Below are 26,035 nucleotides of genomic sequence, written 5' to 3' on the forward strand. Positions count from 1 at the left end.
ACTATTCACCATCCTTTACCCTACATTATCCGCAGGCCCTATAACCATATCCATATATGGTCTCTATTCTTAGATTTGGAAGCTTTCTTCTCAATCGTCTTATGAGGTCATCCACAACTCTATCATTTACGTAGCTATTTAATCCCCATATACAGTCTATGATTTGTTCACGAGACAAAGCATGTCCAATATTCTCAGCTAAAAGCCTTAAAAAATCGAATTCCTTTGATGTAAGTTCTATGATCTTGTTGTTCTTTAAAACAACTCTTTGCACTTCATCTATTACATAATTTTGAAAGCTAAACTCCCTCACTTGTCCATTTGTTGAAGGGCTCTCATATATCGACTCAATAATTCTATGAATTTTTATAATCAGCTCTCTTGGCGAAAAAGGTTTTTGAATGAAATCATTTGCTCCCATTTCAAGTCCCAAAACTCTTTCTGAAGTTGAAGAGTTTGCAGACATGAATAGTACAGGGACGTCCTTACTATTTTTCTTGATTTTATGTATAAGGTCATATCCATTCATATCGGGAAGTCTTACGTCAAGAATCCAAAGATGAGGAAATTCGTATATAGCATTTATAGCGTCTCTTCCTTTTACGAAGGATTTTACATTCCATCCCTCATTTTTAAGATACAATGTAAGAACCTTATTAAAATTTATTTCATCCTCTACAACATATACCTTATATGACATCATCATCATCCTTTTCATCATAATTCTATAAAGATATGAGCAAAACGTGATAATAAGCTTTTACCGTTTAAATCTCTAATATAGAGATTTAAGTAAAGACCTTAACTTATACACGTTCAAAACTCCCCAAAATGCTGAGTATTTGTACATATATAAATTAAGTTTTACTATGAAAACCCTATATAATTAATCTTATCAAAAAAGTGTGATTAAAATTTGATGGAACTCTTGTGAATTATGTTTTTTTGTGGGATTTAAAGGTGGACTCTGAGAGGGCTTTAAAGTTTAGAATACATCATTTGATATAGTCCGCAAGGGATGGGAGTATAATCTTAGAACCAGCTGCAAGGGAGGCCTCATATACGGATTGGGCGCTTGCAAGCTCCATTGCGACTTCTGCCATATCTACATCCTCATTCTTGCTCATAAGACCAGTATAAGTTACATACTCTTTACTAAGCCTTTGTTGTGTAAGTTCTACAGATCTCATCTTTGCCCCTAGGTCTGCTCTTGCACTAAGAACTTGATCGAGGTTTTCATCTAAATCATCTAATAGCTGACTCATATCAAGGGGATATGTTTCTACTACTGGCGGAGTCACACTATCATTAATTACCTTATATTCCGTTTCCCCTTCAAGGGCCATCTCTATTTTTTGAAAGGTTTCAAAAATACCATTCACATCATCTCCGAAAACTTCATAGCCTTCAACGTTAATGTCTACCTGCTTGCTTAGCCCTGTATCATACATTATGTCCTGATTTTTTTCAGTATCAGAAAGCATTTGGCCTGAATTGTCATTATAAAATTGCAGGTATTCGTCATCAGGTACGGAGCCGGGTACTGGTCCTCCAAGGCACATGTATTTGCCGTTATACATTAGTTTTTCCCCAACAGAAGTCTCTACTACCTCAAAGGGTGGATCATCTGTATTGTACCCTCCAAAAATATATCTACCTGCATAGGAGTAGTTTCCTATATCAATAAGCTCTTTCTCTAACTGCTCTATTTCAACGGCTATTTTTTCATAGTCCGATTCCGAAAGGCCTCCTTCATTTGCTGCCTGCCCTACAAGTTCCCTTGTTCTAATTATTACATCTCCCATTCCATCTAGAGCTTCTTCTGTAACCTCCATCCATCCCAGAGCATCATCGGCATTTTTTTGATACTGCTCAATCTGAGATACATGGGTACTATACTGCATGGATTTTGCCGCACACACAGGATCATCAGAGGGTTTTTGTATCTTTTTCCCTGTGGCCATTTGAATGTTAAGATCATTCATATATTGAAGGTTTTTATTGATATTCCACATTACATTTTGAGACAGCATGCTATTTGTAACCCTCATATTACTATCCTCCTATCTCATTGATTGTGACTTCATATATCTCTTTCCACACATTTATCATTTTGGAAGCTGCAACATAGGACTGCTGATATTTGACCATATTGACCATCTCTTCATCTATAGAAACACTCGATATAGAAAGTCTATTGTATTCTATCTGTTTCACCATGCTCATTTCATTTTCCATTCTTCTTGTAGCATACTGACTTTCCGTTCCCAGAGTTGTGATGACCGAGTTAATATAATCCTGTGTATTTCCTTGGTTGAATACCTCATCGTCGTTACATACGGCTATCATGTCCTGAATGTTTTCATTGTTGCTTTCTTCTCCAGGTTCAGAAGACGCTGCTATTTTGTTTAAATCATCTTGGACATCTGAAGAAATAGAAATGTTAAGGGCTGTTACTTCTGAATACCTAGAATCCATATCTAAGCCGCTATTCATAAAATCATCCGATGACATATCATCATAGGTAAAAAATCTTATTCCTGTACTCCCATCGAGCCCATATCCACCTGCATGCCCTTCGTAATACTTATTTCCATCGGCGTATATGCCTTCATTAAAAGCCATTGCAAAGGTTCTTGCAAATTGGTCCAGTTCCTCCATATAGTAAGGTATTCCCTTATATTCTCCGTTCTCTCCTGTACCATCCCTTAAATCAAAGTATCCTTTTAGCTCTCCACCTTTAGGCTCAACATCGACTCCAGTGTCTTCCCACCTTATTCCCCAAAGCGGTTCCCCTGTAGAGGATGTATCAGCTTCATAACATTCTAGTTCATTGGTCTGATCATGATTTACAAGATAGTGCCCATTTAAGGTTATCTGAAATTTAAGGTCAGGTTCTCCATTGGGTAGAGTCCCTACCTGAATTTCCTGTGCCTCGACTTCTATTATTTTTGAAAGATCATCTACAAGCAGGGTTCTCTGGTCTCTAAGTTCGTTGGCATTTCCTCCGTTTAACTCTAATTCATATATCTGTTCATTTAAATCGGCTATCTGTTTTGTCAGTGAATTTATCTCACCAACCTTGATTTTTATAGTATTGTTTATTTCCTGCTGAAGGTCTATAAGCTTCTGAGCAGTAGTATTGAGACTATCACAAATAGCCGTTCCTGTTTCAAAAAGAAGAGCCCGTGCAGCCATACTTGTAGGGTCCTTTGAAACTTCTTCAAGGGCAACATAAAAATCATTCATAGCCTTGTTTATACCATAATCTGAAGGCTCCGCGAATATCCCCTCGATTTCTAAGAGTATATTGCTTTTTACTTCCCACTCACCAAGCTGAGAGTTTTCATTCCAGTACTTAGTATCTAAAAACTCATTTCTTACTCTAGTTACAGAGGTTGTATTTGGACCTGTTCCAATCATAATATTTCCGCTCACAATAGGGCTGCCATTTGTCTGATTTGAAACTTGTCTTGAATACCCCGGCGTATTAACATTGCTTATATTATTGTTTGTGGTATATAAGGCGCTTTGGCTCGCATAAAGACCACTTAAGGATATGGACATTCCCGTGAAAGTTGAAGCCATAAAATCTCCTCCTGTTTTACCAAACCTAATAGGATATACCTAATCTATTGATTATAGTGTCTACCATTTCATCTATGGCTTGGAACACCTTGGCATTTGCATTGTATGCCTGCTGATATATAATCATATTGTTCATTTCTTCATCCATAGATACCTGTGAAAGGGCCTGCCTCTGAACCTGTACTTGATTCACAAGGGCTCTTTGATGAGTTGCAAAGGCTGTGGCTTCTTTTCCTGCAGTTCCTACTGATGTCGTAAAGGAAATACAATAATCATCAATGTTCATCTTGGAACCATCATAGTCAAAGTATTCTTCATTTCTAAAGCTCACCATTTCATTTGCAATTGTATTATCTCCAGGCTCACCACTCTTCGATGTAGCTATCTTATTCAAGTCATCAAGTTCTGGATTCACTTGGATATTCCCCATTCCTATAGGCTCACTAGAGTCAATAGCTACAAAGAAGTCTATTCCTGTGCTTCCATCTAGACCATAACCACTTGAATGGATTGTGTTAACTTCAGTTGCCATAGTATATACAAGGTGATCCAGCTCTCTTCTCGCTTGAGAGATTATGCTCTCTGAGCCTTCTACGCAGTCCATTAATCCCTTTAGCCTTCCATCCTTCACTTGGACATCTTTATTGCTGCCTTCCCATTTCACCTGTACATAGCTTCCAGAGGAATCTGAAAATTCTACTTCCATCTTGTTTGCTTTACTACCATTGACAAGGTAGGCTCCACCTATTGTTATATCTATCATTCCATTTGGTTGCTCTACAGTCTCTATATCTGTAAGATATGAAAGCTCATCTATCAAGAGGTTTCTCTGATCCCTGTAATCATTTGCATCTAATCCCTTCGCTTCACATTCCATAATTTTTACATTAAGGTCTGATATATCCTGTGCAATCTGATTGACTTCATCAACTGTAGATGCTACCTGACTGCATATATCCTGTTGAATGTTGGTAAGCTGCTCATCTATCTGATTTACTGTATCAGTAAAAGCAACTCCATATTCCACAACCATTGCCCGTGCAGTTAAACTTTCAGGATTTTTAGAGAGTTCATCCCATGCATGAAAAAAATTATCTATCGAAGATTGTAGTCCATACTCTGAAAAAGTCCCTAAAAGAGACTCTATATCATTTATCACGCCTGCCTGTGCCTCCCAATATCCAAGACTGCTGTTTTCAGTTCTATAGGAGTTATCAAGAAAGGAACTTCTAATTTGTCTTACCTGTTGAATATCTACTCCTGTTCCAATCTTGTAAGAACCTTGGGTACTGGGACTCGTATTGCATGATATTGACTGCTGTCTTGTATATCCTGGAGTGTCTACATTTGATATATTACTGTTCGTGACATATAGAGAACTCTGGCTTGTATAAAGACCACTACTGGGTATCATATAGCTTCCCATAGTTGAGGGCATCTTACCCCTCCCTTCTCTTAAAAATATTTATATATTATCTCTTTAGATTGATAAGCTCCTCTAGCATTTGGTCAACTGTAGTGATAATCCTACTGTTTGCTTGAAACCCTTTTTGCGTTATTATCATTTCTGTAAACTCCTTTGAAATATCTACATTCGACATCTCAAGATATCCTACGTTTAAGGTTCCTGTGCCTTGGGTTCCTGGAGGATATGCCCTAGTAAACTCTCCTGAGTTAGGTGTTGCAACAAAAAGGTTGTTTCCTACTCGTTCTAGTCCTGCAGGATTAGAAAATTCTGCTAGACCTACCATCCCAAGCGGCTGCTGCTTACCATTGGAATATACTCCCATGATGACTCCATCAGGTGACACATAGAAATCCTTAAGTTCTCCAGAAGGATATCCATCAGTTCTAAGAGTTTTAACAGAGCTTTCACCACCATACATAGATATAGATCCAAAATCCATAGTCACAGGAAATGGACCTGTACCAGTACCTGCATCAGGGGTTATTACTACATCTATCTTTGTTTCAAATCCCGCTTCCTCAATGATGTTTCCCTCTCCATCAAATTTTAAATATCCGCTGGCAGTAGGAGTTCCACCATCCGATGGCATTTCCCAATACCATGTGGTTACTGGATTGGCAGGGTCAGTTTCATCTACAAAGCATTTTGTAAAGTTAACATCTACCTCATAGTCATTTCCCAAGTCATCATATACAGTAAAGGGTGTAGTAAAATCCGGCTCAGGTGAAGTAGTTCCTATGTCATCTAAAGCTACTCCCTCTGGAGATTCAGAAGCATCTAAATTTCCATTAAGAACTACATTTTCTGTGGCCTTGGGTGCTATATTGTTCTTGTTGTTGTTATATTCGTCGGAGAAGATATTAATCGGCTCTGGATCTTTATTTGTATTAAATTCATAGCTTCCATCGGGATTGACTTCATACTCCTGCCATCCACATACATATAGTCCATCCGCAGTTACAAGATTTCCATCATTATCTACTCCAAAGTTCCCTGCCCTTGTAAACATATATCCGCCACCTTCATCCTGAACAACGAAGTAGCCTTCTCCATCAATTGCAAAATCCGTAGAATTTCCAGTAAGCTGCATGCTACCTTGTGTGTTGATAGTATTTATGGAGCTTATTCCTACGCCATGACCTAGCTGCATTGGATTTGTTCCTCCACGTCCACTATCACTAGGACCGGTTGCCCCTTGAAGAGTCTGATTATAGACTTCCTTAAAACTCATAGTTTGAGATTTATATCCTACTGTATTCACATTTGCTATATTATTACTAATTACATCCATCTTCATCTGGTGAGCTTGCATGCCAGACACACCTGTATACATCGCACTCGTCATCTTTCAGCACCTACCTTTTTAATAATAAAAACTCGAGGACATCGAGTCCTAATAAAATTTTCTATAAATCATGGGATTTCAAATACGGTTTTGGAGTTATACTTCAGGTGTTTCCTCTCCATCATCGCCTTGATTATCTTCCTTTGGTTCACTGACTTCTATTACATGTTGAGGATCAATCTCTTTTTCATTTACTATAAGATAAGATTTTCCATTTTTATAAACTATGGATTCTACTGTTCCTTCCTCTAAAATCGGAAGCCCTGTGGAGTTATCAATGGTGTTAAATGTCACTGTTTTTCCCATCATAGAAGAAGTCTGCATAGAATTAAGATATCCATTCATAGCCTGCATCTGCTCAAGGGCACTGAATTCAGCAAGTTGAGCTATAAACTCTGTATCATCCATAGGTTCTAATGGATCTTGATATTTAAGTTGGGTCATTAAAAGATTTAGAAATTCCTCTTGTCCCAGTTCATCATTTGCTTTTGGAGGATTCATATTTGTAGGTTGTATAATCATATCTTGACTTGTAGTTGATTGAATCATCATTATCAATCCCTCGTTTCTTCCCTTAATTTTTATGTATATCTTATAAAAGAAGGTTGGGATAATTTTGGGATAAATTTGATAAATAATTTTGAAATGTGAAAAATTATGAAATGAGTAAAAATCCTTAGATAGTTTTATCTAAACCGTGTTATTTGTTTGGAGTTTGTGTCTCTCTCTTTACGGCAAAAAAATAAAAGAGGCTGTCTCATGAAAGTTTCTCATGAGCTCAGCCTCTCGAAAAAGAGAGATTTCTCACTCTCCTCATATATTACTGCTATGCTGTTATTATTATAATCCCGTTAAACCCTTTCAACCAGGTAACTTATTTCTTTATATTTGTAATTTCACAGGCTACAAATCTACCATATTCTTCAAATCCGATATTCTTATAACATTTTATGGCCGGTAGGTTTTCGACCTTTACATTAAGTCCTATATACTTAATTTTCTCTCTTAAATCCTTTATTAAAGCAACAATAGAGTCTCTACCATACCCTCTATTTCTATACTCAGGATGGGTTGTTACATGGGCTACAGCTGCCACCTGTTGTGCTGTTGAGTAGGCGTGTATCCCAGCAAAGCTTACAAGTTTATTATCTACCTCTACTCCAAAGTTATCAGTAAGCTTTATCAAGCTATCGTCTAGCCAGCTATCGGGATAACTCTCTTCAAAGAGTTCCTCTATTCTTTTAAAATCTGCGTAGGTTATAGTTACAGTATTTTTCCTATCAAGACTTTCTATTTTAGAGTAATCATCGATACCCATATTCACATATTCGTAGTACTCTGATATATCCCTTTTATCAAATACTGCCTCCAATGTTTCCTTATCTATATGGGTATAAAATTTAGGTGGTAGGTACCCTTTAATTCTTGAAATAAGTTCTTTATTATAGTTACCTTTTTCAAAACAGGCAGCTATAAGCACAGGTATATCATATGCGGTATAGACCATAGCTATTTCTCTTAAAGTAGAGCCATCGTATAATCCATAACATATTGTGTTAGGCCATTCCCTCTCATCTAAATTATTAAATTGATATATATAGTTGTATCTTGTTCTATTCTTTATAAACTCAAATACTTCATTTTGGTTATGAATTATCTTTACTTTCATTTATATCACCTATTATAGTCATGACATCTTAAAATTTATCACTCTTTAAAATGTCATGAATTTATAAAGAGTTCCAAGTGAATCTTACCTTATACATATCAAAATATCTGATATTTCTAGAGATTTTTGATGTGTATAAATTATAGTTTTGATTGGAATCTCTGTAGTTTTTAGTCGTGTGCGTCCTGTTGAGACTAGGATGTGCAAACCTCATTATTAGATTTCTCACGAAGCTGTCCCTTAACACTCTTATCATGGGTTAAGTATTTCTCCCATAGCTTCTTCAAATGTCCTTCTGTAGCAATAAGCTCCTTAAAAGATCCTCTTTGAACTACCCGTCCGCTATCCATTACTAGCACTGTATCAAACATCTCTAGTAAATGTAGACGGTGAATAGTACAAATCACACCTTTGCCTTTATAATTCTCTAAAATTTGCTCCATAATTAATCTTTCATTAAGGGCATCGACGTTACTAGTAACCTCATCTAGTAATAGTAACCTTTTTGATTTGGAAAAGAATAACCCCCTGGCCAAAGCAATCCTTTGCTTCTCACCACCTGATAGGTTTACTCCCCTTTCCCTTATGTCGGTTTCAAGTCCCTTAGGTAATCTCTCTAAGACTTCACCTAACCGAGCGGCATCTATAACCTTTTTAAGTTCATAGGGGTCAGCCTCCAGTCCAAAGGTTATATTATATAAGATAGTATTTTCAAAAATCTCGGAATCCTGTGATGCTAATATTGCTGTATGGGCTGCCAAATCTAGATTTGAATACTCCTTATTGTCTGCCATTAATTTGACTTTATTCGGCTGATAAAGACCTGCAAGTAAACTCATCAATGTGCTCTTTCCCGAACCACTAAGTCCTACTATAGCTATTTTACTGTCATTAGCAATATCTATGTTAATATCGGAAAGTATCGTTTTTCCTTCGGAGTATTTAAAACTTAATTTCTTAATATGAAGATCATTCCAGTTATAGGCATCTTCTTCATACTTAGGTAGCAACGGCTTCTTTCTTCCCTGTATAATTGGATTAACTGACATCAAAGACGTTTTCCAGCGCAGTGTCTCATAAAAACTGCTAGTGATTTGAAAAAAAGCATCGCTCATCTGCCTAAAATAGTTGACGATCATAACAAGACTTCCAACCATAATAGGTATACCTGACACTTTATGAGCCCACAGGTAATATGATATCACTATTAATTCTGTGACTATCAAACCAAAGGATATTACGAAGCAGCGAGGTTGATTGATCTTAAATTCATTCATATTTTCCTTATAATATCCAATGAATTTTTTATCTAACTCTTTACCCGTCTGCCTTCTAAGTCCCAAGGAAATTATAGTTCTAATATTGCTTACAAAGTCTATTAATCTAGCAGAATAACTGTGAAAATTCTCAGTTTTTCTATGCAGTATTATCTGAATTGCTTTATTCATTTTTTCAACAACAATTAAATTTATAATGGTAAGTACTAAGCTGATTAAGGCAATCTGCCATGATATCCTACTCAAGATTATAATAGGTCCAATGGATAAAACTATATGCTCAATATATTTCCATTGGGCAAAGCCGAAATCTCTTAGGGCTAATCCTGCAACATTGATGCGGTTAACAACCTCACCAGAATGATGATCCATATGCCACTTCATAGGCAAGTTACATACTCTATCATACATATCATTTATAAACCTTTTTTGATTTCTCAGTGCTGTTGTCACTACAAAATACTGCCCTGTACGATGGAAAATTTCAAACTGGAAAAATCCTGCAATGTATACTATCATCCACATTATAGTTGGCTTTAGATCATTAATTCCATTAACCTGAAGCTCATTTATAGCCCTTCCAAAGGCATAGGGTTTTAACAATACCCCTCCAAAGGAAATGGAATGTAGTATATAAAAAAGAATTACCTTCCATCTGTCTTCTCCAGAATACTTCCAAACCTCTTTAAATAAATATATCATCTGTATTCGCCTCCTCTTCAAGTCCTGTCTTTGTAAAGCTTTATCTCACAAGAACTTGTTAAGGCGGAGGTCTAGGTTCTTCAGTATAGAGTGCTTCTAATCTAACTGCATGTCAAGGTTACAATTTGTTAAATTCCTTTTTCATATTTTTTTACCTCCAATTGATTTGTAATATAAGGCTATTATACCAAAAATTATTATATGAGTGATCTATAACTTAACATACTTATTAAATGTCTCGATTATATTTTCAAAATGCTTCTGATCTTCTTCATCAAATCTTGAAAGTATAGGGCTATCTATATCTAAAACTCCCTTTAATTCATTATCTTGAATGATTGGAACTACTATCTCCGATTTAGATGCTGAATCACATGCAATGTGTCCAGGAAAATCATCAACATTTTTCACCACTTGAGTTTTCCTTTCCTTCGCAGCCGTTCCACATACACCTTTACCGATTTCTATATGGGTACACGCTGGCTTTCCTTGAAAAGGTCCGAGTACAAGCTCACCGTTTTTATATAAGTAGAAGCCTGCCCAGTTAATATCATCCAACAAAAGCCATAGCAAGGCAGAGGTATTTGAAAGGTTCGCTAGCCAATCAGGTTCATCGCATATTAAACCTGTAAGTTTTAAGTTTAAATAATCATAAAACTGCTTTTTATCTTTAAATTTTACTTTTTTTATCTCATGCATAGCTCTCAACTCCTAACATTTTTCATTATTATACCCTATAATCTAAGTGCTAACAATGATTTATGCCTTTTTCATAGACTATGGGATTATTATACTTTACAATACTTTATCTCACCATGTTCAGTCATGAATTTCGATTTAATCTCAATAAAATAGATTAAATCATTGAAGTATTGATATAAGACGGCTCTATTTTCAAATTCCTTCCTGGTTTTGGGCAGCTCAGTATTTTGATAATGCTCCTTTAAGGAGTCAGCCTCTGCTAAAAGATGTTCTCCAGTATTACATTCATTTAATTCCTTAGCTAGTTTTTCAGTAAACTTACTTAATAACTTTGCTCTCTCACCAGTAATAAAGGTTCTTTGAAAATGTTTTTGCATATGCATAAGGATTTCATATTGTTGTCTTCTCATCTGAAAATACTTAATAAAATAGCTATTCTCCTTTAATACAAAATTATTATTGAAACTAATAGCATAATCAAGACCCTTAGCTATAATGTAGTCTAACCTTTTCAAAAGATCTTCTTGATCTTCTATGGAACATTGATTTAGTAGCTGCAGCTTCATATTGTTTAAAATACTTTTTATTAGCTCTTCTACTTCTAATTGTATGTCTTTTATTTCTTTTTCTTTGTTAGGTACGTGAAGAGTCATCACCCAAGCTACCATCATCCCAATTAATAGTAGAGCTATCTCATTAAACATAATATCTAGGTTCAAAGTATCAAGATTATAAATATGGCTTACTAAAACTGTACTAACTGTCAGCCCTTCTGTACTTTTTAAGACCGTTAATATTGGTATAAATAGCATCAAGAAAATACCTAACAAAATTAAATCATGTCCACCGGTTCGAACTAAAATAGTTGCTATAATTATTGCAATCACCGATGTTATGAGTCTTTTCACCCCCACCACGTATGTTTGAACTCTTGTATCAAGGATACTAATCATACATATGATACCAGCTGTGGTACTATACTTTAGTCCAATAAAATCCGATATAAGTATGGATAGAACAACACCAATTGCTATTTTTGTTGCTCTGTAGAGTAAATCTCTCATTTAATTTCACCTCAATTTTTTTCTACCCATTTCTCTTTATAGTATTCATTGATTCCCTTTCATCCAAATTTTTCATAAGAAAAGGGATGTCCCATAAAAAAATCCTATGAGTACACCCCCTTAAAGCTTCTCATCATTCTCTCAAATGATCCATACCAATTTTAATAATAACATATATTTAATTTATTAAGCACTGACAATGCGGTTTCTACCCTTTTCCTTAGCTTGATATAATGCTCCATCTGCAAGCTTTATCATTTCTTCTGCAGATTCCTTTTCATAGGTTCTTACTCCACCACTTATAGTAACCCTAGAAGATAGTCCAAAATCCATTTTTTCAACTTCACTGCGGAGCCGTTCACTGAACTTCATTGCATCATCTTTATTGGTGTTTGTAAGAACTATAAGAAATTCCTCGCCTCCATAACGACCTACATAATCGGTTTCGCGACAAATCTCAGTTAACAGCTTTGAAATCTTAATTATTACTTGGTCACCAACTTGATGACCATAGGTGTCATTGATATTCTTAAAATGATCTATATCAGTCATAAGTATACTAACAGGCTGCAAATTTCGTTTTGATCTCTTGATTTCTTGGATTAGTGAATCACATATAGTTTTATGATTAAAGAGATTTGTCATAGAATCCTTTAACGCTAACTCCTCTAAAGTCTTCTGCTCAAGAAAAACCTTTAAACGTAGCCTATATAAAATAATTCCTATCACACAACAAATCATTGTCATTAAAAATGCATCCATTATATAATTTTTAACACTTTGTAGATTAAAAAGCGTTTCTGCTGGAGGATGTGGAACCGACGGCGAATATGGAGCATGACCTCGTGGAAATTGGTCAATCGTAGGCGAGCCTGGCGGATGATTTCTCAAAGGCATATTTCTAAGCTCTCCCATCATGGATGCTTTTTCTAATAGTTTGATTTTAAGATTAAAATATATATAGATTCCAAAGTTCGTAACTAAAGTTACTAATTCACGTCTGTAAAAAAGTGCCGATGTTCCCGTCAATGTAAGTATAAACATTGTAATTGAACCAGTTCTGATTACTTGCTTAAGACTAACAGTCACAGCCCAATATACAAGTATAATGCAGTATAGATCTATAATAATCTGTGTTATCATTCCATTGGTTCGCTTCCTCTTAAATCCTAACCAAAATGAAATTAAAATGGCTATAACATGAAAAACGATTATAAATTCTAAGAATTTACCTCTATCATCTATATGCATATTTACTTCTGTAAGCCTAACTTGTATTTCAAACAATATGTATATAATGCTTATAATTATAATCCTTGTAAAATTTTCTTTCGCAATCCTTCTGTAAAATTCATCTCTAAGATCATTTGAAATTGGAGCAAATGGACTGCTGAACCTTTGAAAAGTGTTATTACTATCTCTTACCTCCATCGTGTCCTCCTCTATTTCTCCGTCTAAATTTTTTTCTTATATAATCATGCTGTACTTTCACAAAGAGTTAGCTTATATGCTGTGAAAAGTAAAGTTAGAATTCCCTTCATATGTCCCATTATAACATTCTATCTCCTCTAAGTTCCAATTGATTTAATAAAGTAGTACTTTATACTTATTGCTTTAAGGATTTGCTTGCTGTAAATTGATTGATCTGTCTCTATATGATAAAATATCCCTAGTTTAAAGAATTATAGGGGTGACTTTTATTGAACGATATACTCTTCGGATATAATATAGTTTTAACAATATTTTTTACCATAGCCCTTACAGGCTTTTATGTTATTTATATGAAAAACAGAAACAGAGGATTTTTGTTTTTATCTTTACTGTATTTGCTGCTGATAATTGATAATTCTATGATTTATATGTCTGAATTTTCATCTAGTTTTGAGTCGTTATATGGAACTAGCAATATAATTTATATAATTATTTACATGGTATATTTCGCAATTATATTAACTACTAGACTAATCATTTCAGAGCTATTTAATGATAAGTTTTCAGTTAGAGAAAAACAGCTTTGTGTGGCGTTGCCTATTGTTTTAGCTATAATAGTTATTTTAGCTCCCTATGAAATTGGTGAAGGATTAATCTACATTTCCTTTTTCATAGCACTTTGCTATATAAGCCTTAGAACCTATAAAAATATTAATAGCAACCCCAATAGGTTTAATGAAAAGATATCAAAAAGATATAGAATTCTTGCAGTAGCTATTATTACATTGAGCATCTTAGCTATTATAGATAGTAGTCTTTATTATATAGATTCTTATATGAATCCTTCTACCAATCCACTTCAAACACCTATGGCAGTAGCACTAGAATATAGGAATATTCCCTTTGACATTATAAAGCTTTTGATTTGCGTACTTGGGATAAAGAATCTATACAGCAGCTTTGAGGGTTTATTTGATAAAAAGAGTATAGATGAAAAGTTAAATGAATTTTGCATAACCTATTCCTTAACCACTAGGCAAAAAGAAATTATAGGATTGGTTATAGATGGGTATTCAAACAAAGAAATTAGTAATACACTTCATATTACAGAAGGAACTGTAAAGACACATATTTATAATATTTTTAAGAAAGCCGATATTTCTAATAGAAATCAAATAATGAAAAAAATAATGAATGATTAAACATTTTAACTCTGGTTTAAGTCTTGGTTAATTCTAAAGTGGAATTTAACCGAGGCTTTTTATTTTTTGTTTAATTTCTATATTTTTCAAATTTATTCCTAAAATTAGCTTTCTTACAATCTAAGCATTTTCAACAGTTTAAGGCCCTATAACTTTAGTTATAGTCGCCTTATATTACTTTTTTACGACTACAAATATTAAAAAGTACTACTGATGACAGATTTTAATGATTACAAATATTTGCTACTTTTAGATTACAAACAAAATTAATACAACAGAGTTGAAAGGAGAAATACAATGTTAAACAAAAATTTTAAATTATTATCATGTTTAGTAATTCTAACTATGCTTCTTTCTATTGGGTGCGCAAATGCAACCATAGATCATAAGGAAGATACTAAAGCAGTAGATGATGGTAAGAGGTATTATTTTCCCCATGAAAATTCAGAACATGAAGGGACTTGGTTGCAGTGGCCCCACGATTATACATATGAAGGTACCAGCGAGGTCTATGACCCCATTTGGATAGAGATGACAAGGGGGCTCGTAAAAGGCGAAAATGTACACCTTATAGTTTATGATGAAAAAGAAAAAGAACGTGTAAAAGCTTTATTGGAAAAAGAAGACATTGATATGACTAAGGTAGATTTCTATGTCTTTCCTACTGATGATGTTTGGGTTAGAGATAATGGGCCTATATTTGCATATGATGAAGAAGATAACCTGGTAATACAAAATTGGCAGTTCAATGGTTGGGGAAACAAAGCTCCCTATGAAAAAGATAATTCTATACCAACTAAGATAAGTGAATCAATTGGAATTCCAAAGGTGGATATTGATATGGTAATGGAGGGTGGAGCCCTTGAACTAGATGGAAATGGAACCGTTATATCTACACTTAGCTGTGTCAACAATGATAACAGAACAGCAAACTTTTCAATTGAAGAGATAGAAGCATATCTCACTAAATATTATGGAGTAACTAATTTTATATGGCTAGATGGAGTAGCCGGTATGGATATTACCGACAATCACATAGATGGGATGATAAAAATCTATGATGATAAAACTATAATTGCTGCACCAGAATTTAATCCAGAATCCCCTGATTTCGAAGAATATGAGGATACTGAAAAATTATTATCGGCTAAGAATATTAATGGTAGACCCTATGACTTTGTATTTCTACCTTCAACTAAGAATAATGTTGTGAAAGTTGATGGAGAATGGATGAAAGGGGCGTATATGAACTTCTATGTAGCCAACGAGGTTGTTCTAGTTCCAAATTATGATGACCCAAATGATAAGGTTGCAAACAAAATTCTTCAGGATATATACACCGATAGAGAAGTAATAGGAATAGATGTAAGAGATCTGTTCGCTGACGGTGGAATGATACATTGTGTTACACAACAGCAGCCTATAGCAAATCCCAAATAAATAAAGAATTATCAACAAGAATATGTAAAGGAGGCTCTGAGTTATATTTCAGCGTCTCCTTTATCTATATTTTACTTTTACATCTTAAAAACTATTAATTGCTGTAAATTTCATCCAAACCCAATGCGAATTCAAACCAAGTATTTTCAACGGTTTAAGATCTACAACTTTAGTTATAGTAGTCATATATTACTTTTTTATGACTCTGAATACTCAAAGTCATACTGATAGCAGATTTTAATTATTATAAATTTTTGTTACTTTCAAATTGTATAGTAGGTCTGATTAAGCAAGATTGAAATTTAAGCAGATCCTATTACTATAACTATAGAAGATTGATGATTGAGTAAATTGCATAATTCTAACTTGGCAGAATTGCATAATAAATATGGTATAGCTCTAGGGATTTTAAGACTATGTATAGTCGTAAGTTTTTTAGGATGGTAATTATGCAATTTGCTCGATTAACAGGAGGGGCAATAAATATGAATGAAAAGAATTTTTTTAGCAAGTTGATATCATTTGCCGTCGATAGATATAAGGTTATCTATCTAATGATATTCTTAATTATTACTTTAGGGGTTTTATCCTATGGACAAATTCCTAAGGAGGTATATCCAGAGATTCGATATCCCTATGCAATTGTGTCAGTAACATATCCAGGGGCCTCTCCGGAAGATGTTGAAAAGCTTATTACAACACAGATTGAGACTGCTGTTTCTGGTGTTGGTGATATAAAGGATATAGATTCTTGGTCTTATTCATCCTATTCAGAAACAATAATCAAATTCAATATGAATACTGATTTATCTGAAAAGCTAAGAAAAATCAATGAGGAAGTAGATAATATAGTAGACAAACTGCCAAGTGGTATTGAAAAACCTACAGTTAGTGAATATGACTTAAGTAAAATGCCAGTACTACAAATAGCAATGAGTGGTGATTTTTCAAAAAGTGATTTAATAGAGTATTCTACCTTGACTGCAAATAGAATTAAAAGGATTCCAGGGGTTAACAAGGTAGAAATATTTGGAAATAGTACTAATGAAGTTCAGATTTTAACAGATCCAGCAAAAATGAGCCAATATACTATAACAGAAGAAATGATTGTAGAAAGCATTAATAGCCGAAATCAAGACGTACCGGCAGGAGAGCACGTGTTAAATCAGAAGAACTACTCAATACGCATAAAAAACAGCCTGAGTACTGCTGAAGAAATTGAAAATATAATTATTAGCAACGTTAATGGTTTTCCTATCTTTGTAAAGAATGTCGCACAGGTTAAATACGGTTATGGGGAAAAAAGCAATTATTCAATAACCCCCATCAACTTTAAAGAGAAGAATGAAAAGTTTGGAGATATAGTTCTATTAAGTGTTTTGAAGGATAAAGGAACCGATACTATCAAAATAAACAATGAAATTAAGAAGACTATAGAAGATTTAAAAGGTACCTTGTTACCGAAAGAGTTAGTTATAAAATATCAGAACGACCTATCTAAATACATAAACAAGAGTATAAAGGATGTATTTGGAAATGCATTTTCAGGTCTTTTGATCGTTGTAATTGTTTTATTCTTCTTCGTAGATCTAAAGGAATCCTTAATAGTTGCTTTTGTAATTCCTTTAAGCTTACTAATAAGTGTATTTATGTTCCAATTTTTCAAAATATCCTTTAACGTTATAAGCCTTTTGGGCTTGATTATTTCAATAGGGATGTTGGTGGATAATGCAATTGTAGTTATTGAGAGTATTCAGGTTATAAAGAAAAAACATGGAAATATCCGTGATACCGTTAAAGAAGCAACATCTATCGTTTCAGCTGCAATTTTTTCTTCAACCTTAACTACTATTAGTGCTTTTATTCCCGTTGCTATGATGGGTGGAGATGAAGGGGCGGCCATTAAACAAATACCAATTGCCGCAACCTTAGCTCTAACAGCTTCTTTTGTATTATCCATTACAGTAACACCGACAATTGCATCACGATTCTTAAAAGTAGATAAAGACAAAGAAAAGCATAATGAGGTTAAAAAATGGATATCTATCGTCTTCGTTGCGCTACTTTCGCTATTTGCTTTTTCAAATGATGGAAAGCTTACATTGCTTTCATATATTTTCACACCTATATTTGTGTGTGCAATTTATTATAAGTTATTTATAGCAAATGGAGAAATCCATGAAAACAAGCTTATTGATAGCTATAGTAAAATGATTAGAAAAATTCTACCTCAAAAAACAAAAAGATGGAGTGTACTCATTATTTCACTTTTTGTGTTTCTTTCAGCTATCTACCTTCTAACTTCTGATTTAATAAAAAAAGAGGGAATGCCTAAAACCGACGCAACTCAATTGAATATAGAAATAAATTTACCCGGAGGTTCAGTGCTCGAAGATACGAGGACTGTAGTTAATAAAATTCATGAGGGAATAAAGTCAAAGGATTATGTAGAGTCCTATATAGCAAGCATTGGTGATAAAAATTATAATCATGCAACTATCTATTTAGAGTTAGTTCATAAAAGTCAAAGAGAACTCCATAGCACAGAAATTGAAGTCGAACTTGCAAGGGAATTTAAAAAAATTCCAAATGCTTTGATCGACGTAACATCTGGTGGAGATGATGAGCAGTCCGCATCCCTAGTAATTAGGCTAATAGGAAAAAATTTAAAGGACTTAAAAGAAGCTCAAAACCTCCTATCAAATGAATTAATATCCACACCAAGTGTGGCACACCTTTGGAGTGATTCTAACAATGGGATTCCACAGCTTATAGTAACCTTTAACCATCAGAAAGCTTCCATGCTAGGGCTTGATACCTCACAGATGAGCATGGTTGTTAGAAATGTAATTAATGGTCAAAAAATTACTGAGCTTATATCAGGTGATAAAAAAATTAATGTTACTTTAAAAGATAATAATATTGGCATTCAAAATATTGAAGATCTAAATAAAATTCACTTTGTAAACTCTGAGGGAATGAAGATTCCCTTTGTAACAGTAGCATCTATAAAGGAAGTTAAAGGCTCTTCAGTTATTATAAGAAAAGATAACGCTAGAGTAATTGACATTAACATTAAATCTAATAAAGATACTGCAATGTCAGAGTTAGTAAGTGATATTAACTCAATATTAGAAAAACATCAAGTTAATATCCCAGGTGGAGTAACTGTCAAGTTTGCTGGTGATTATGAGGATATGACAAATTCATATTCTGACTTGAAAAACAAGTTAATAATAGTCCTCGTGATTATTTTCATTATACTTTTAGTCCAATTTGACTCCTTTACTCAAGCTCTTGTTGTAATATTAGCCGTTCCTATGGCTATAATAGGGGTTGCATATGGTCATTGGATATTCAACATAAAATTTAGTACATTATCCATGCTTGGTATTGTATCCCTAGCTGGCATATCAGTAAACGACTCTATCGTGTTAATAGATACAATAAATCAGAATAGAAAATTTCAAGGAATGGAAAGGTTAGATTCTATAATACGCGCAGGAAAGTCAAGGTTTATTCCAGTCTTGGCAACGAGTGTTACTACTATAGCTGGTGTCCTTCCCCTTGCTTTATATAATGAGGATTACTCACAGATGGCATGGACAATCGTCTTTGGTCTCATGGCCTCAACGATTTTAATATTAATATTGGTTCCAATATTTTTATACCAACTAGAATTATCGTTCGATAGTAGAGCTCCTAGGAATTTATTTAACAAAGTAAAATCTGAATAACGGAGGTGGCTCAATCCTCCGTAATACTTATAAATAAAAATATAGAGGTGTTTAAAATGATAAGTAAAAAGCTTATTTCAATTATTTTGTTTCTAATGATTATTATTACAGGCTGTTCATCTAATATCAATAACGATGAAGACGATACAACAAGTAAAAAAATTGTTCCCGTAGAGGTAGAAAAGGTACAGATAGGAAGTATAGAAGATAAATACTTTACCGTTGGGAGAGTAGAAGCTTTAAATTCAGTTATTGTAACAAGTTCGCTTGAAGGTATGGTTGACCAAATATTTGTAAAACCAGGGGATAAGGTAGATAAAGGACAACTTTTATATCGTATCATAATTGATGAGAACTTTAAGGAAGTAAAACTAAAGTATGAAAGTGCTGCTAAGGAAAAAGAAGCTAGAAATAAGGCTTATCTAGACACCAAGGACCAGTTTGACAAAGTGAATCATTTGTACAAACAAGGCTCCATATCCGAATCTAAATTAAAAGAGATGAAACTTGAATTAGAGCAAAGTAAAATCCAATTGAATATAGCAAAGCGAACCCTTGAAACAGCACTGGAAGTCTATAATATGTCAAAAAATAGATATGAGATTAAGAGTCCAATATCTGGTTACGTTTCAATCTCCCAAGTAAAAACTGGTCAAAATGTGACATCAGAGCAAATCATTAAGATTAATGGGAAAAAGGATAAGGTTGTAATCCTTGGTATACCGGAGGAATACATTGATAAGATAACGCTGGATACTGATGGGAAAATAAAGGTAAACTCAGTTAATAAAGTCTATGATGGTAAAGTCGTTGAGATATCACCAGAGATTGATAAGAGTTCTAGTTTATATCCTATAAAGGTTAGTTTGGAAGGTGGAGAAGGGTTAATTGATGGACTTTACGCAGAAGCAGAGCTCATTCTAAATGTTTTTAATGACCAGATAATGGTTCCTAACAAATCCATTGTTTTTGAAGAAGATCAGCCCTTTGTTTTCAAAGTTAGCAAAAATAACAGGCCCTTAAAAGTAAACATTGATATAGGCATCAGTAAGGGAGAGCGAGTTCAAGTTTTACAAGGATTAAAGAAAGGAGATATCATTCTCGCAAAAGGTCAACATTTTGTAGATCACAATTCATTAATCGAGATAGTTAATAATGAATAGAAACAGCGAAAAAATACTATATTCGAAAGGGGATAATTATTATGACAGAAGATAAGATATCTCTTGGTGTCCTAACCGATGATTGTGATAGATATCTTGGAAGGAAGATTAAGGAAAGAAATAGAACGTTTGATTTTATTAAAGGATTTGCAGTATTTTTTATGGTTATAGTCCACGTATTGTCAACCTATTCTGCTAATAATATTCAAGAGTCTTTTTTTGGTGAGGTTATTGATTTTTTAGGTGGCCCACCAGCAGCTCCTGTTTTTATGTTTTCAATGGGCGTTTTCTATATTCTATCTTCAAAATCAGATAGTTTAAAAGATGGAATCATAAGAGGGTTTAAGCTCCTCTTCTTAGGATGTTTATTGAGCTTTTTAAGATCTGATTTCCTTGTTTTATTAAACAATAATTCCGTTCAAGTAAATTACTGGGATCCCAATATATTATTTAGTATTTGGGAAGTAGATATTCTTCAATTTGCAGGTTGGGCTTATATTTTAATGAGTTTAATTAAGCGCTATTTTAAAAAACCTATCTGGTGGTTGATAATTGCAGTGGGTATTATGGGAGCTAGTCCAATTTTATGGGGTATATCGTCAGATATAAAAATTGTACATTGGATATTCAATTTTTTATGGGGTGAAGGAGATTTAGTATATTTCCCTATATTTCCATGGTTATTTTATCCTTTAATAGGTATGATATTTGGGGTATATATAAAAGCTTGTTCTAATATTGAAGAGCTATTTAAATCCTTCTTTAGATTAGGCTTAGTTTTATTTTTCATTGGTAGTATTGTTATAATAACTGATTATGATTTCCATGTGGGAGATTATTATAAAAGTGGTCCAGGATTGATAATCTGGATAACCGGCTTCGTTTTTATTTGGTTATGGATAAGCAATAAAATTATCCAAAATATAAAAGAAAGTAGATTTTTAAATGTGATTTATTATTGGGGTAAAGAAACTCCATCAATATATTTTATTCACTGGCTCCTAGTCTCATGGGGAATTATAATATTTGGAGAACAACAATACGGATATTTGACAACAATTTTGTTGATAGGATTAATATTGGCAGCATCTCATTTTTTATCAAAAGTATATAAAAGAGTTTAAAGTGAACTTTTTCGGGTGTGAAATTAAATCTGTGCTTTAACTACTATCTCTTGTAAAACTCTAGAATCCGCCAATATATGATTCAGGCAAGTCACTTAATTAGTAATTCTTTATATGATTATTCATCAATTTAAAACATAAAAAAAAGGGGGGTGTCTTATGAGACACACCCTTTATGTTACATTTTCTAGATATTCCTATTCATCTTTTACCTTTAATCATTTTGAATTTCAAACCAAAAAGCTACTCCTTTTTGAGTATTATACACGCCATATTTTATTTTATGAGCATCAAATATGCTTTTGACAATTGAAAGCCCTAGCCCAGTTCCTTCTATATCTCTATTATGTGAAGTATCTACCTTATAAAATCTTTCCCATACTTTTTCAAGTTCTTCATCGGTAAAGGGTTTACAATCATTCTGAATTTCTATCCTTGTTTTACCTTCTAACGATATTCCTTTTATAGTGATTTTTGAATTCTTAACAGCATATTTTACTGCATTGCTAAATAAATTTAAAAAAGCACTACTTACTTTCTCCCTATCAACACAACAAATGCCAAATTCACCTGTTATATTGACTAAGAGTCTATTCTTTGACAATAGTTTTTCAAATGTTTGTACCACATCATTAATTAGAACTAACATATCTGTCTTTTCTTTTTCTATTTTTATATCCATGCTATCATATTTAGAAATCCTAAGCATTTCAAAAATCAATTTGTCCATTTTTCTGATTTCATCAGTAATAACGTCAATGTATTCATCTCTTTCTTCTTCATTTATGTCGTCTTTTATACCTTCTGCGTAACCTTTGATAACACCTAGAGGAGTTTTTAGTTCGTGGGAAGCATTTGCGATAAATTCTTTCCTTGCTTGTTCTTGTTTTACTTCCTTTTCGTAGTCTTCCTTCAATTTTTCATTAGCAACTGTTAACTCTTTCAATGCAGTTTCCAAACTTGAAGAGAGGGTATTAAGGCTATTTGACAGTTTTCCTAGTTCATCTTCTCTTGTTATATCCAACTTTCTATCAAAATTCATTTTTGCCATGTCATCTGCTACGTTTGTTATATTACGGATGGGTTTTGTTACACCTATCGAATAAATAAGAGATATTATAAATGATAGAATCAAAGAGAATATAAAGAAGTAGGGATAGAAGTTTTTAATCACATTAAGGGTCTCACTTATTGGTTGAAGTGACGCATTGACAAAAAATATTGTTTTTATGCCTTCTTCATTGGTGATTCCCTTTGTAAAATCCACTTGTTTTATCCCTGTATGAGGGATTTCACTAATTTTGTATTCAACACCATTAATCTTTTTTGAAACTAATTCAACATAATTCGTCTCTTCTGTTTCTGTAAGGTTTGGAAGCGTAAGGTTATCTTTTATATCTACGATTTTTACATTATTTTTAAAGCTTTTGTATTCACTCTCAGTTGTTTCACCATTTTCTAGCATCACACCATTTACGCTAGTAGGTACAATAACTTCACTGTCTCGTAAGTAGCCTACCAGTTCTATTGTATCGCCTTTATTCAAGTTAATAACCATATAACGTTCTGAAGAAATAAAGAAATCAAAATAGTTGTTTTCACTATCAACCGTTGTGATTAAAACAAAGTTAGATTCATTTTTCTCATGTCCTAATTTCTCGTTTGATTCATTTTTCTCATGGTCTGATTCCTCGTTTGATTCATTATCATTATCCTTTTCATACCTAATAGCCATAGTTACATTGTTTGAAGAAGAGAAAAGGTTCGTTTGTCTATATAATTCTTCCTTATTCCACTTATTTTGACTGTAATCATTAGCAAATTCATTAATGCGTTTTATGGTATTTTCTATTTTTATATTTTCATAAAAGTTATTAAAATAAATATCAAGAGCGAATACTATACCTGTTATCATAACGACAAAAGCAAAAAAAATAGTTGCAAAAAGTTTTAAACTTAGGGATTTTTTCATTCTGTTACCTCAAATTTATACCCTTTACCTACAACGGTACGAATATACTTGGATGCTGTTCCAAGTTTCTTTCTAAGGGTTTTAATATTTGTGTCAACTATCCTTCCGTCACCAAAGTAATCGTATTCCCATATTTCATTTATAAGTACGTCTCTTGAATAAACTCTTCCTTCATTTTGAGCAAGTCTTGATAACAAATCAAATTCTCTAGCCGTTAGAGTCACAGGCTTTTCCTCCACTTTTACACTTAAACATTCAATATCAATGTATAATATTCCTTTACGAATAGTGTTCCTGCTATCCTTTTCATAGGTTCTATTTAGCAGAGCCTTGGCCCTTGCTACAAGCACCTTTGGACTAAAAGGTTTTGTTACATATTCATCAGCCCCGTATTCAAATCCCATGAGTTTGTCAGCTTCTTCACTTCTGGCACTTAAAATAATAATTAAAACTTTAGATTTTTGTCTTAACCTTTTACAAACTGAGAAACCATCAAGTTTCGGTATCATAATATCTAAAAGAACAAGGTTTATATCTTGTGTTTCAAAGATTTCAATAGCCTCTTCACCGTCAAATGCCGAAAAAACAGTGTAATTATCTTTTTTTAAATAGTCACAAATAATTTTGTTCATTCTTTTATCATCTTCTACTACTAAAATATTCATTGTATTTACTCTCCTTTGCAAATAGTAAACTACACCTATTTGTATTATATCAAATGTGTGTAGTTTAGAAAATTTACAATATAGCTTTTAGCGCTCTTTAGTCATTATCTCCTCTATGTGATGATTCATCAGCTTCACCTTCGCCATTATCTTCTCCTGAATCATCGTCATTATCTTCTCTTTCAGATCTACCATCTTCACCTTTTTCTTCTGATCCTTCTTCATGCCTTGAATCTTCTTCTGGACCTTCTTCTCCATCTTCAGAGTCTGATCTTTCTTCTCTTCCTTCATCATCGCCCTCTTCATGAGATTCTTCATTATTTTCCTCTTCGCTGTTACCTTCTTCTGACTCATCGTCATTATCTTCTCTTTCAGATCTACCATCTTCACCTTTTTCTTCTGATCCTTCTTCATGCCTTGAATCTTCTTCTGGACCTTCTTCTCCATCTTCAGAGTCTGATCTTTCTTCTCTTCCTTCATCATCGCCCTCTTCATGAGATTCTTCATTATTTTCCTCTTCGCTGTTACCTTCTTCTGACTCATCGTCATTATCTTCTCTTTCAGATCTACCATCTTCACCTTTTTCTTCTGATCCTTCTTCATGCCTTGAATCTTCTTCTGGACCTTCTTCTCCATCTTCAGAGTCTGATCTTTCTTCTCTTCCTTCATCATCGCCCTCTTCATGAGATTCTTCATTATTTTCCTCTTCGCTGTTACCTTCTTCTGACTCATCGTCATTATCTTCTCTTTCAGATCTACCATCTTCACCTTTTTCTTCTGATCCTTCTTCATGTCTTGAATCTTCTTCTGGGCCTTCTTCTCCATCTTCAGAGTCTGATCTTTCTTCTATTTCTTCATCATTACCCTCTTCATGGGATTCTTCGTTATTTTCGTATTCGCTGTTACCTTCTTCTGAATTATTGTTGTTATTTCTTCTTTCAGATCTACCATCTTCACCTTTTTCTTCTGATCCTTCTTCATGTCTTGAATCTTCTTCTGGGCCTTCTTCTCCATCTTCAGAGTCTGATCCTTCATCATTACCCTCTTCATGGGATTCTTCGTTATTTTCGTATTCGCTGTTACCTTCTTCTGAATCATTGTTATTATTTCTTCTTTCAGATCTACCATCTTCACCTTTTGCTTCTGATCCTTCTTCATGTTTTGAACTTTCTTCCGCGCCTTCTTCTCCATCTTTGAAATCTAATCCTTCTTCTATTTCTTTATCATTGTCATTTTCATGCGATACTTCATTAGCTTCATTTGCGTGGTTACCTTCTACTGCATAAACATCACTATCTTCTCTTTCAGCTTTGCCATCTTCGCCTCTTACTTCTAATCCTTCAATATGTGTTGGATTCATTTCTGGACCTTCTATGCTATCTCTAAAATTTGCATTTGCCAATGCGGCTGTCGTTCCTCCTAGCGCAATTAATCCTACTAGACCTATTATCATTATTTTTTTCATTGTTTTTTCTCCTTTTCATAT

General features: G+C 33.8%; 19 protein-coding genes. 5 read left to right on the top strand and 14 right to left on the bottom strand.

Annotated features, from left to right (window positions below):
* Positions 1-25: 25 nt before the first annotated feature.
* The 11 genes from R9X47_RS15375 to R9X47_RS15425 form a co-directional block, all read right to left on the bottom strand.
* Positions 26-700: a response regulator transcription factor gene (locus R9X47_RS15375; RefSeq protein WP_432661938.1), complete on the bottom strand. Its 675-nt coding sequence runs from the start codon at positions 698-700 to the stop codon at positions 26-28.
* 295 nt (positions 701-995) lie between these two features.
* On the bottom strand, positions 996-2,051 hold the full coding sequence (gene flgL / locus R9X47_RS15380) for a flagellar hook-associated protein FlgL (RefSeq protein ID WP_432661939.1): 1,056 nt from the start codon (positions 2,049-2,051) through the stop codon (positions 996-998).
* 4 nt (positions 2,052-2,055) lie between these two features.
* Entirely contained in the window at positions 2,056-3,588 is a 1,533-nt protein-coding gene (gene flgK / locus R9X47_RS15385) for a flagellar hook-associated protein FlgK (RefSeq protein WP_432661940.1), read from the bottom strand.
* Between the two features lie 25 nt (positions 3,589-3,613).
* A complete protein-coding gene (gene flgK / locus R9X47_RS15390; RefSeq protein ID WP_432661941.1) occupies positions 3,614-5,026 on the bottom strand; it encodes a flagellar hook-associated protein FlgK in 1,413 nt (470 codons plus the stop codon).
* Between the two features lie 34 nt (positions 5,027-5,060).
* Positions 5,061-6,401 (bottom strand): flagellar hook protein FlgE, encoded by a 1,341-nt coding sequence (locus tag R9X47_RS15395; RefSeq protein WP_432661942.1) that lies wholly within the window; start codon positions 6,399-6,401, stop codon positions 5,061-5,063.
* A 96-nt stretch (positions 6,402-6,497) separates the two neighbouring features.
* Positions 6,498-6,953, bottom strand: a complete 456-nt coding sequence (locus R9X47_RS15400) for a flagellar hook capping FlgD N-terminal domain-containing protein (protein WP_432661943.1) — start codon at positions 6,951-6,953, stop codon at positions 6,498-6,500.
* Positions 6,954-7,275: 322 nt separating this feature from the next.
* Positions 7,276-8,070 (bottom strand): GNAT family N-acetyltransferase, encoded by a 795-nt coding sequence (locus tag R9X47_RS15405; protein WP_432661944.1) that lies wholly within the window; start codon positions 8,068-8,070, stop codon positions 7,276-7,278.
* 194 nt (positions 8,071-8,264) lie between these two features.
* A complete protein-coding gene (locus tag R9X47_RS15410) occupies positions 8,265-10,049 on the bottom strand; it encodes an ABC transporter ATP-binding protein (RefSeq protein WP_432661945.1) in 1,785 nt (594 codons plus the stop codon).
* 210 nt (positions 10,050-10,259) lie between these two features.
* Positions 10,260-10,748, bottom strand: coding sequence for a GAF domain-containing protein (locus R9X47_RS15415; protein WP_432661946.1), 489 nt, complete (start codon positions 10,746-10,748; stop codon positions 10,260-10,262).
* A gap of 89 nt (positions 10,749-10,837) precedes the next feature.
* Positions 10,838-11,815, bottom strand: coding sequence for an aromatic acid exporter family protein (locus R9X47_RS15420; RefSeq protein ID WP_432661947.1), 978 nt, complete (start codon positions 11,813-11,815; stop codon positions 10,838-10,840).
* A gap of 186 nt (positions 11,816-12,001) precedes the next feature.
* Complete coding sequence (locus tag R9X47_RS15425) at positions 12,002-13,246, bottom strand: GGDEF domain-containing protein (RefSeq protein WP_432661948.1); 1,245 nt, start codon at positions 13,244-13,246, stop codon at positions 12,002-12,004.
* A gap of 269 nt (positions 13,247-13,515) precedes the next feature.
* Between R9X47_RS15425 and R9X47_RS15430 the strand changes: the two genes are divergently transcribed.
* The 5 genes from R9X47_RS15430 (at position 13,516) to R9X47_RS15450 (ending at position 21,912) form a co-directional block, all read left to right on the top strand.
* Positions 13,516-14,448, top strand: coding sequence for a response regulator transcription factor (locus R9X47_RS15430; RefSeq protein WP_432661949.1), 933 nt, complete (start codon positions 13,516-13,518; stop codon positions 14,446-14,448).
* A gap of 297 nt (positions 14,449-14,745) precedes the next feature.
* On the top strand, positions 14,746-15,888 hold the full coding sequence (locus R9X47_RS15435; RefSeq protein ID WP_432661950.1) for an agmatine deiminase family protein: 1,143 nt from the start codon (positions 14,746-14,748) through the stop codon (positions 15,886-15,888).
* A gap of 485 nt (positions 15,889-16,373) precedes the next feature.
* Complete coding sequence (locus tag R9X47_RS15440) at positions 16,374-19,625, top strand: efflux RND transporter permease subunit (RefSeq protein ID WP_432661951.1); 3,252 nt, start codon at positions 16,374-16,376, stop codon at positions 19,623-19,625.
* 56 nt (positions 19,626-19,681) lie between these two features.
* On the top strand, positions 19,682-20,788 hold the full coding sequence (locus R9X47_RS15445) for an efflux RND transporter periplasmic adaptor subunit (protein WP_432661952.1): 1,107 nt from the start codon (positions 19,682-19,684) through the stop codon (positions 20,786-20,788).
* A gap of 41 nt (positions 20,789-20,829) precedes the next feature.
* A complete protein-coding gene (locus R9X47_RS15450) occupies positions 20,830-21,912 on the top strand; it encodes a heparan-alpha-glucosaminide N-acetyltransferase domain-containing protein (protein ID WP_432661953.1) in 1,083 nt (360 codons plus the stop codon).
* Between the two features lie 214 nt (positions 21,913-22,126).
* Here R9X47_RS15450 and R9X47_RS15455 read toward each other — a convergent pair whose 3' ends face one another.
* The 3 genes from R9X47_RS15455 to R9X47_RS15465 form a co-directional block, all read right to left on the bottom strand.
* The gene (locus R9X47_RS15455; RefSeq protein WP_432661954.1) at positions 22,127-23,884 is read right to left on the bottom strand and encodes a sensor histidine kinase; all 1,758 of its coding nucleotides are present in this window, start codon (positions 23,882-23,884) and stop codon (positions 22,127-22,129) included.
* The gene (locus tag R9X47_RS15460) at positions 23,881-24,549 is read right to left on the bottom strand and encodes a response regulator transcription factor (protein ID WP_432661955.1); all 669 of its coding nucleotides are present in this window, start codon (positions 24,547-24,549) and stop codon (positions 23,881-23,883) included. The genes R9X47_RS15455 and R9X47_RS15460 overlap by 4 nt, the downstream gene beginning before the upstream one ends.
* 97 nt (positions 24,550-24,646) lie before the next feature.
* Entirely contained in the window at positions 24,647-26,014 is a 1,368-nt protein-coding gene (locus tag R9X47_RS15465; protein ID WP_432661956.1) for a hypothetical protein, read from the bottom strand.
* Positions 26,015-26,035 lie beyond the last annotated feature (21 nt).

This window comes from Wukongibacter baidiensis (genome assembly GCF_050888315.1).
GTDB lineage: Bacteria > Bacillota > Clostridia > Peptostreptococcales > Caminicellaceae > Wukongibacter > Wukongibacter baidiensis.

Excerpts from the sequence above, each read along its gene's own strand:
- R9X47_RS15375 (WP_432661938.1), bottom strand. The coding sequence starts at position 700 with ATGTCATATAAGGTATATGTTGTAGAGGATGAAATAAATTTTAATAAG.
- flgL (WP_432661939.1), bottom strand. The coding sequence starts at position 2,051 with ATGAGGGTTACAAATAGCATGCTGTCTCAAAATGTAATGTGGAATATC.
- flgK (WP_432661940.1), bottom strand. The coding sequence starts at position 3,588 with ATGGCTTCAACTTTCACGGGAATGTCCATATCCTTAAGTGGTCTTTAT.
- flgK (WP_432661941.1), bottom strand. The coding sequence starts at position 5,026 with ATGCCCTCAACTATGGGAAGCTATATGATACCCAGTAGTGGTCTTTAT.
- R9X47_RS15395 (WP_432661942.1), bottom strand. The coding sequence starts at position 6,401 with ATGACGAGTGCGATGTATACAGGTGTGTCTGGCATGCAAGCTCACCAG.
- R9X47_RS15400 (WP_432661943.1), bottom strand. The coding sequence starts at position 6,953 with ATGATGATTCAATCAACTACAAGTCAAGATATGATTATACAACCTACA.
- R9X47_RS15405 (WP_432661944.1), bottom strand. The coding sequence starts at position 8,070 with ATGAAAGTAAAGATAATTCATAACCAAAATGAAGTATTTGAGTTTATA.
- R9X47_RS15410 (WP_432661945.1), bottom strand. The coding sequence starts at position 10,049 with ATGATATATTTATTTAAAGAGGTTTGGAAGTATTCTGGAGAAGACAGA.
- R9X47_RS15415 (WP_432661946.1), bottom strand. The coding sequence starts at position 10,748 with ATGCATGAGATAAAAAAAGTAAAATTTAAAGATAAAAAGCAGTTTTAT.
- R9X47_RS15420 (WP_432661947.1), bottom strand. The coding sequence starts at position 11,815 with ATGAGAGATTTACTCTACAGAGCAACAAAAATAGCAATTGGTGTTGTT.
- R9X47_RS15425 (WP_432661948.1), bottom strand. The coding sequence starts at position 13,246 with ATGGAGGTAAGAGATAGTAATAACACTTTTCAAAGGTTCAGCAGTCCA.
- R9X47_RS15435 (WP_432661950.1), top strand. The coding sequence starts at position 14,746 with ATGTTAAACAAAAATTTTAAATTATTATCATGTTTAGTAATTCTAACT.
- R9X47_RS15440 (WP_432661951.1), top strand. The coding sequence starts at position 16,374 with ATGAATGAAAAGAATTTTTTTAGCAAGTTGATATCATTTGCCGTCGAT.
- R9X47_RS15445 (WP_432661952.1), top strand. The coding sequence starts at position 19,682 with ATGATAAGTAAAAAGCTTATTTCAATTATTTTGTTTCTAATGATTATT.
- R9X47_RS15450 (WP_432661953.1), top strand. The coding sequence starts at position 20,830 with ATGACAGAAGATAAGATATCTCTTGGTGTCCTAACCGATGATTGTGAT.
- R9X47_RS15455 (WP_432661954.1), bottom strand. The coding sequence starts at position 23,884 with ATGAAAAAATCCCTAAGTTTAAAACTTTTTGCAACTATTTTTTTTGCT.
- R9X47_RS15460 (WP_432661955.1), bottom strand. The coding sequence starts at position 24,549 with ATGAATATTTTAGTAGTAGAAGATGATAAAAGAATGAACAAAATTATT.
- R9X47_RS15465 (WP_432661956.1), bottom strand. The coding sequence starts at position 26,014 with ATGAAAAAAATAATGATAATAGGTCTAGTAGGATTAATTGCGCTAGGA.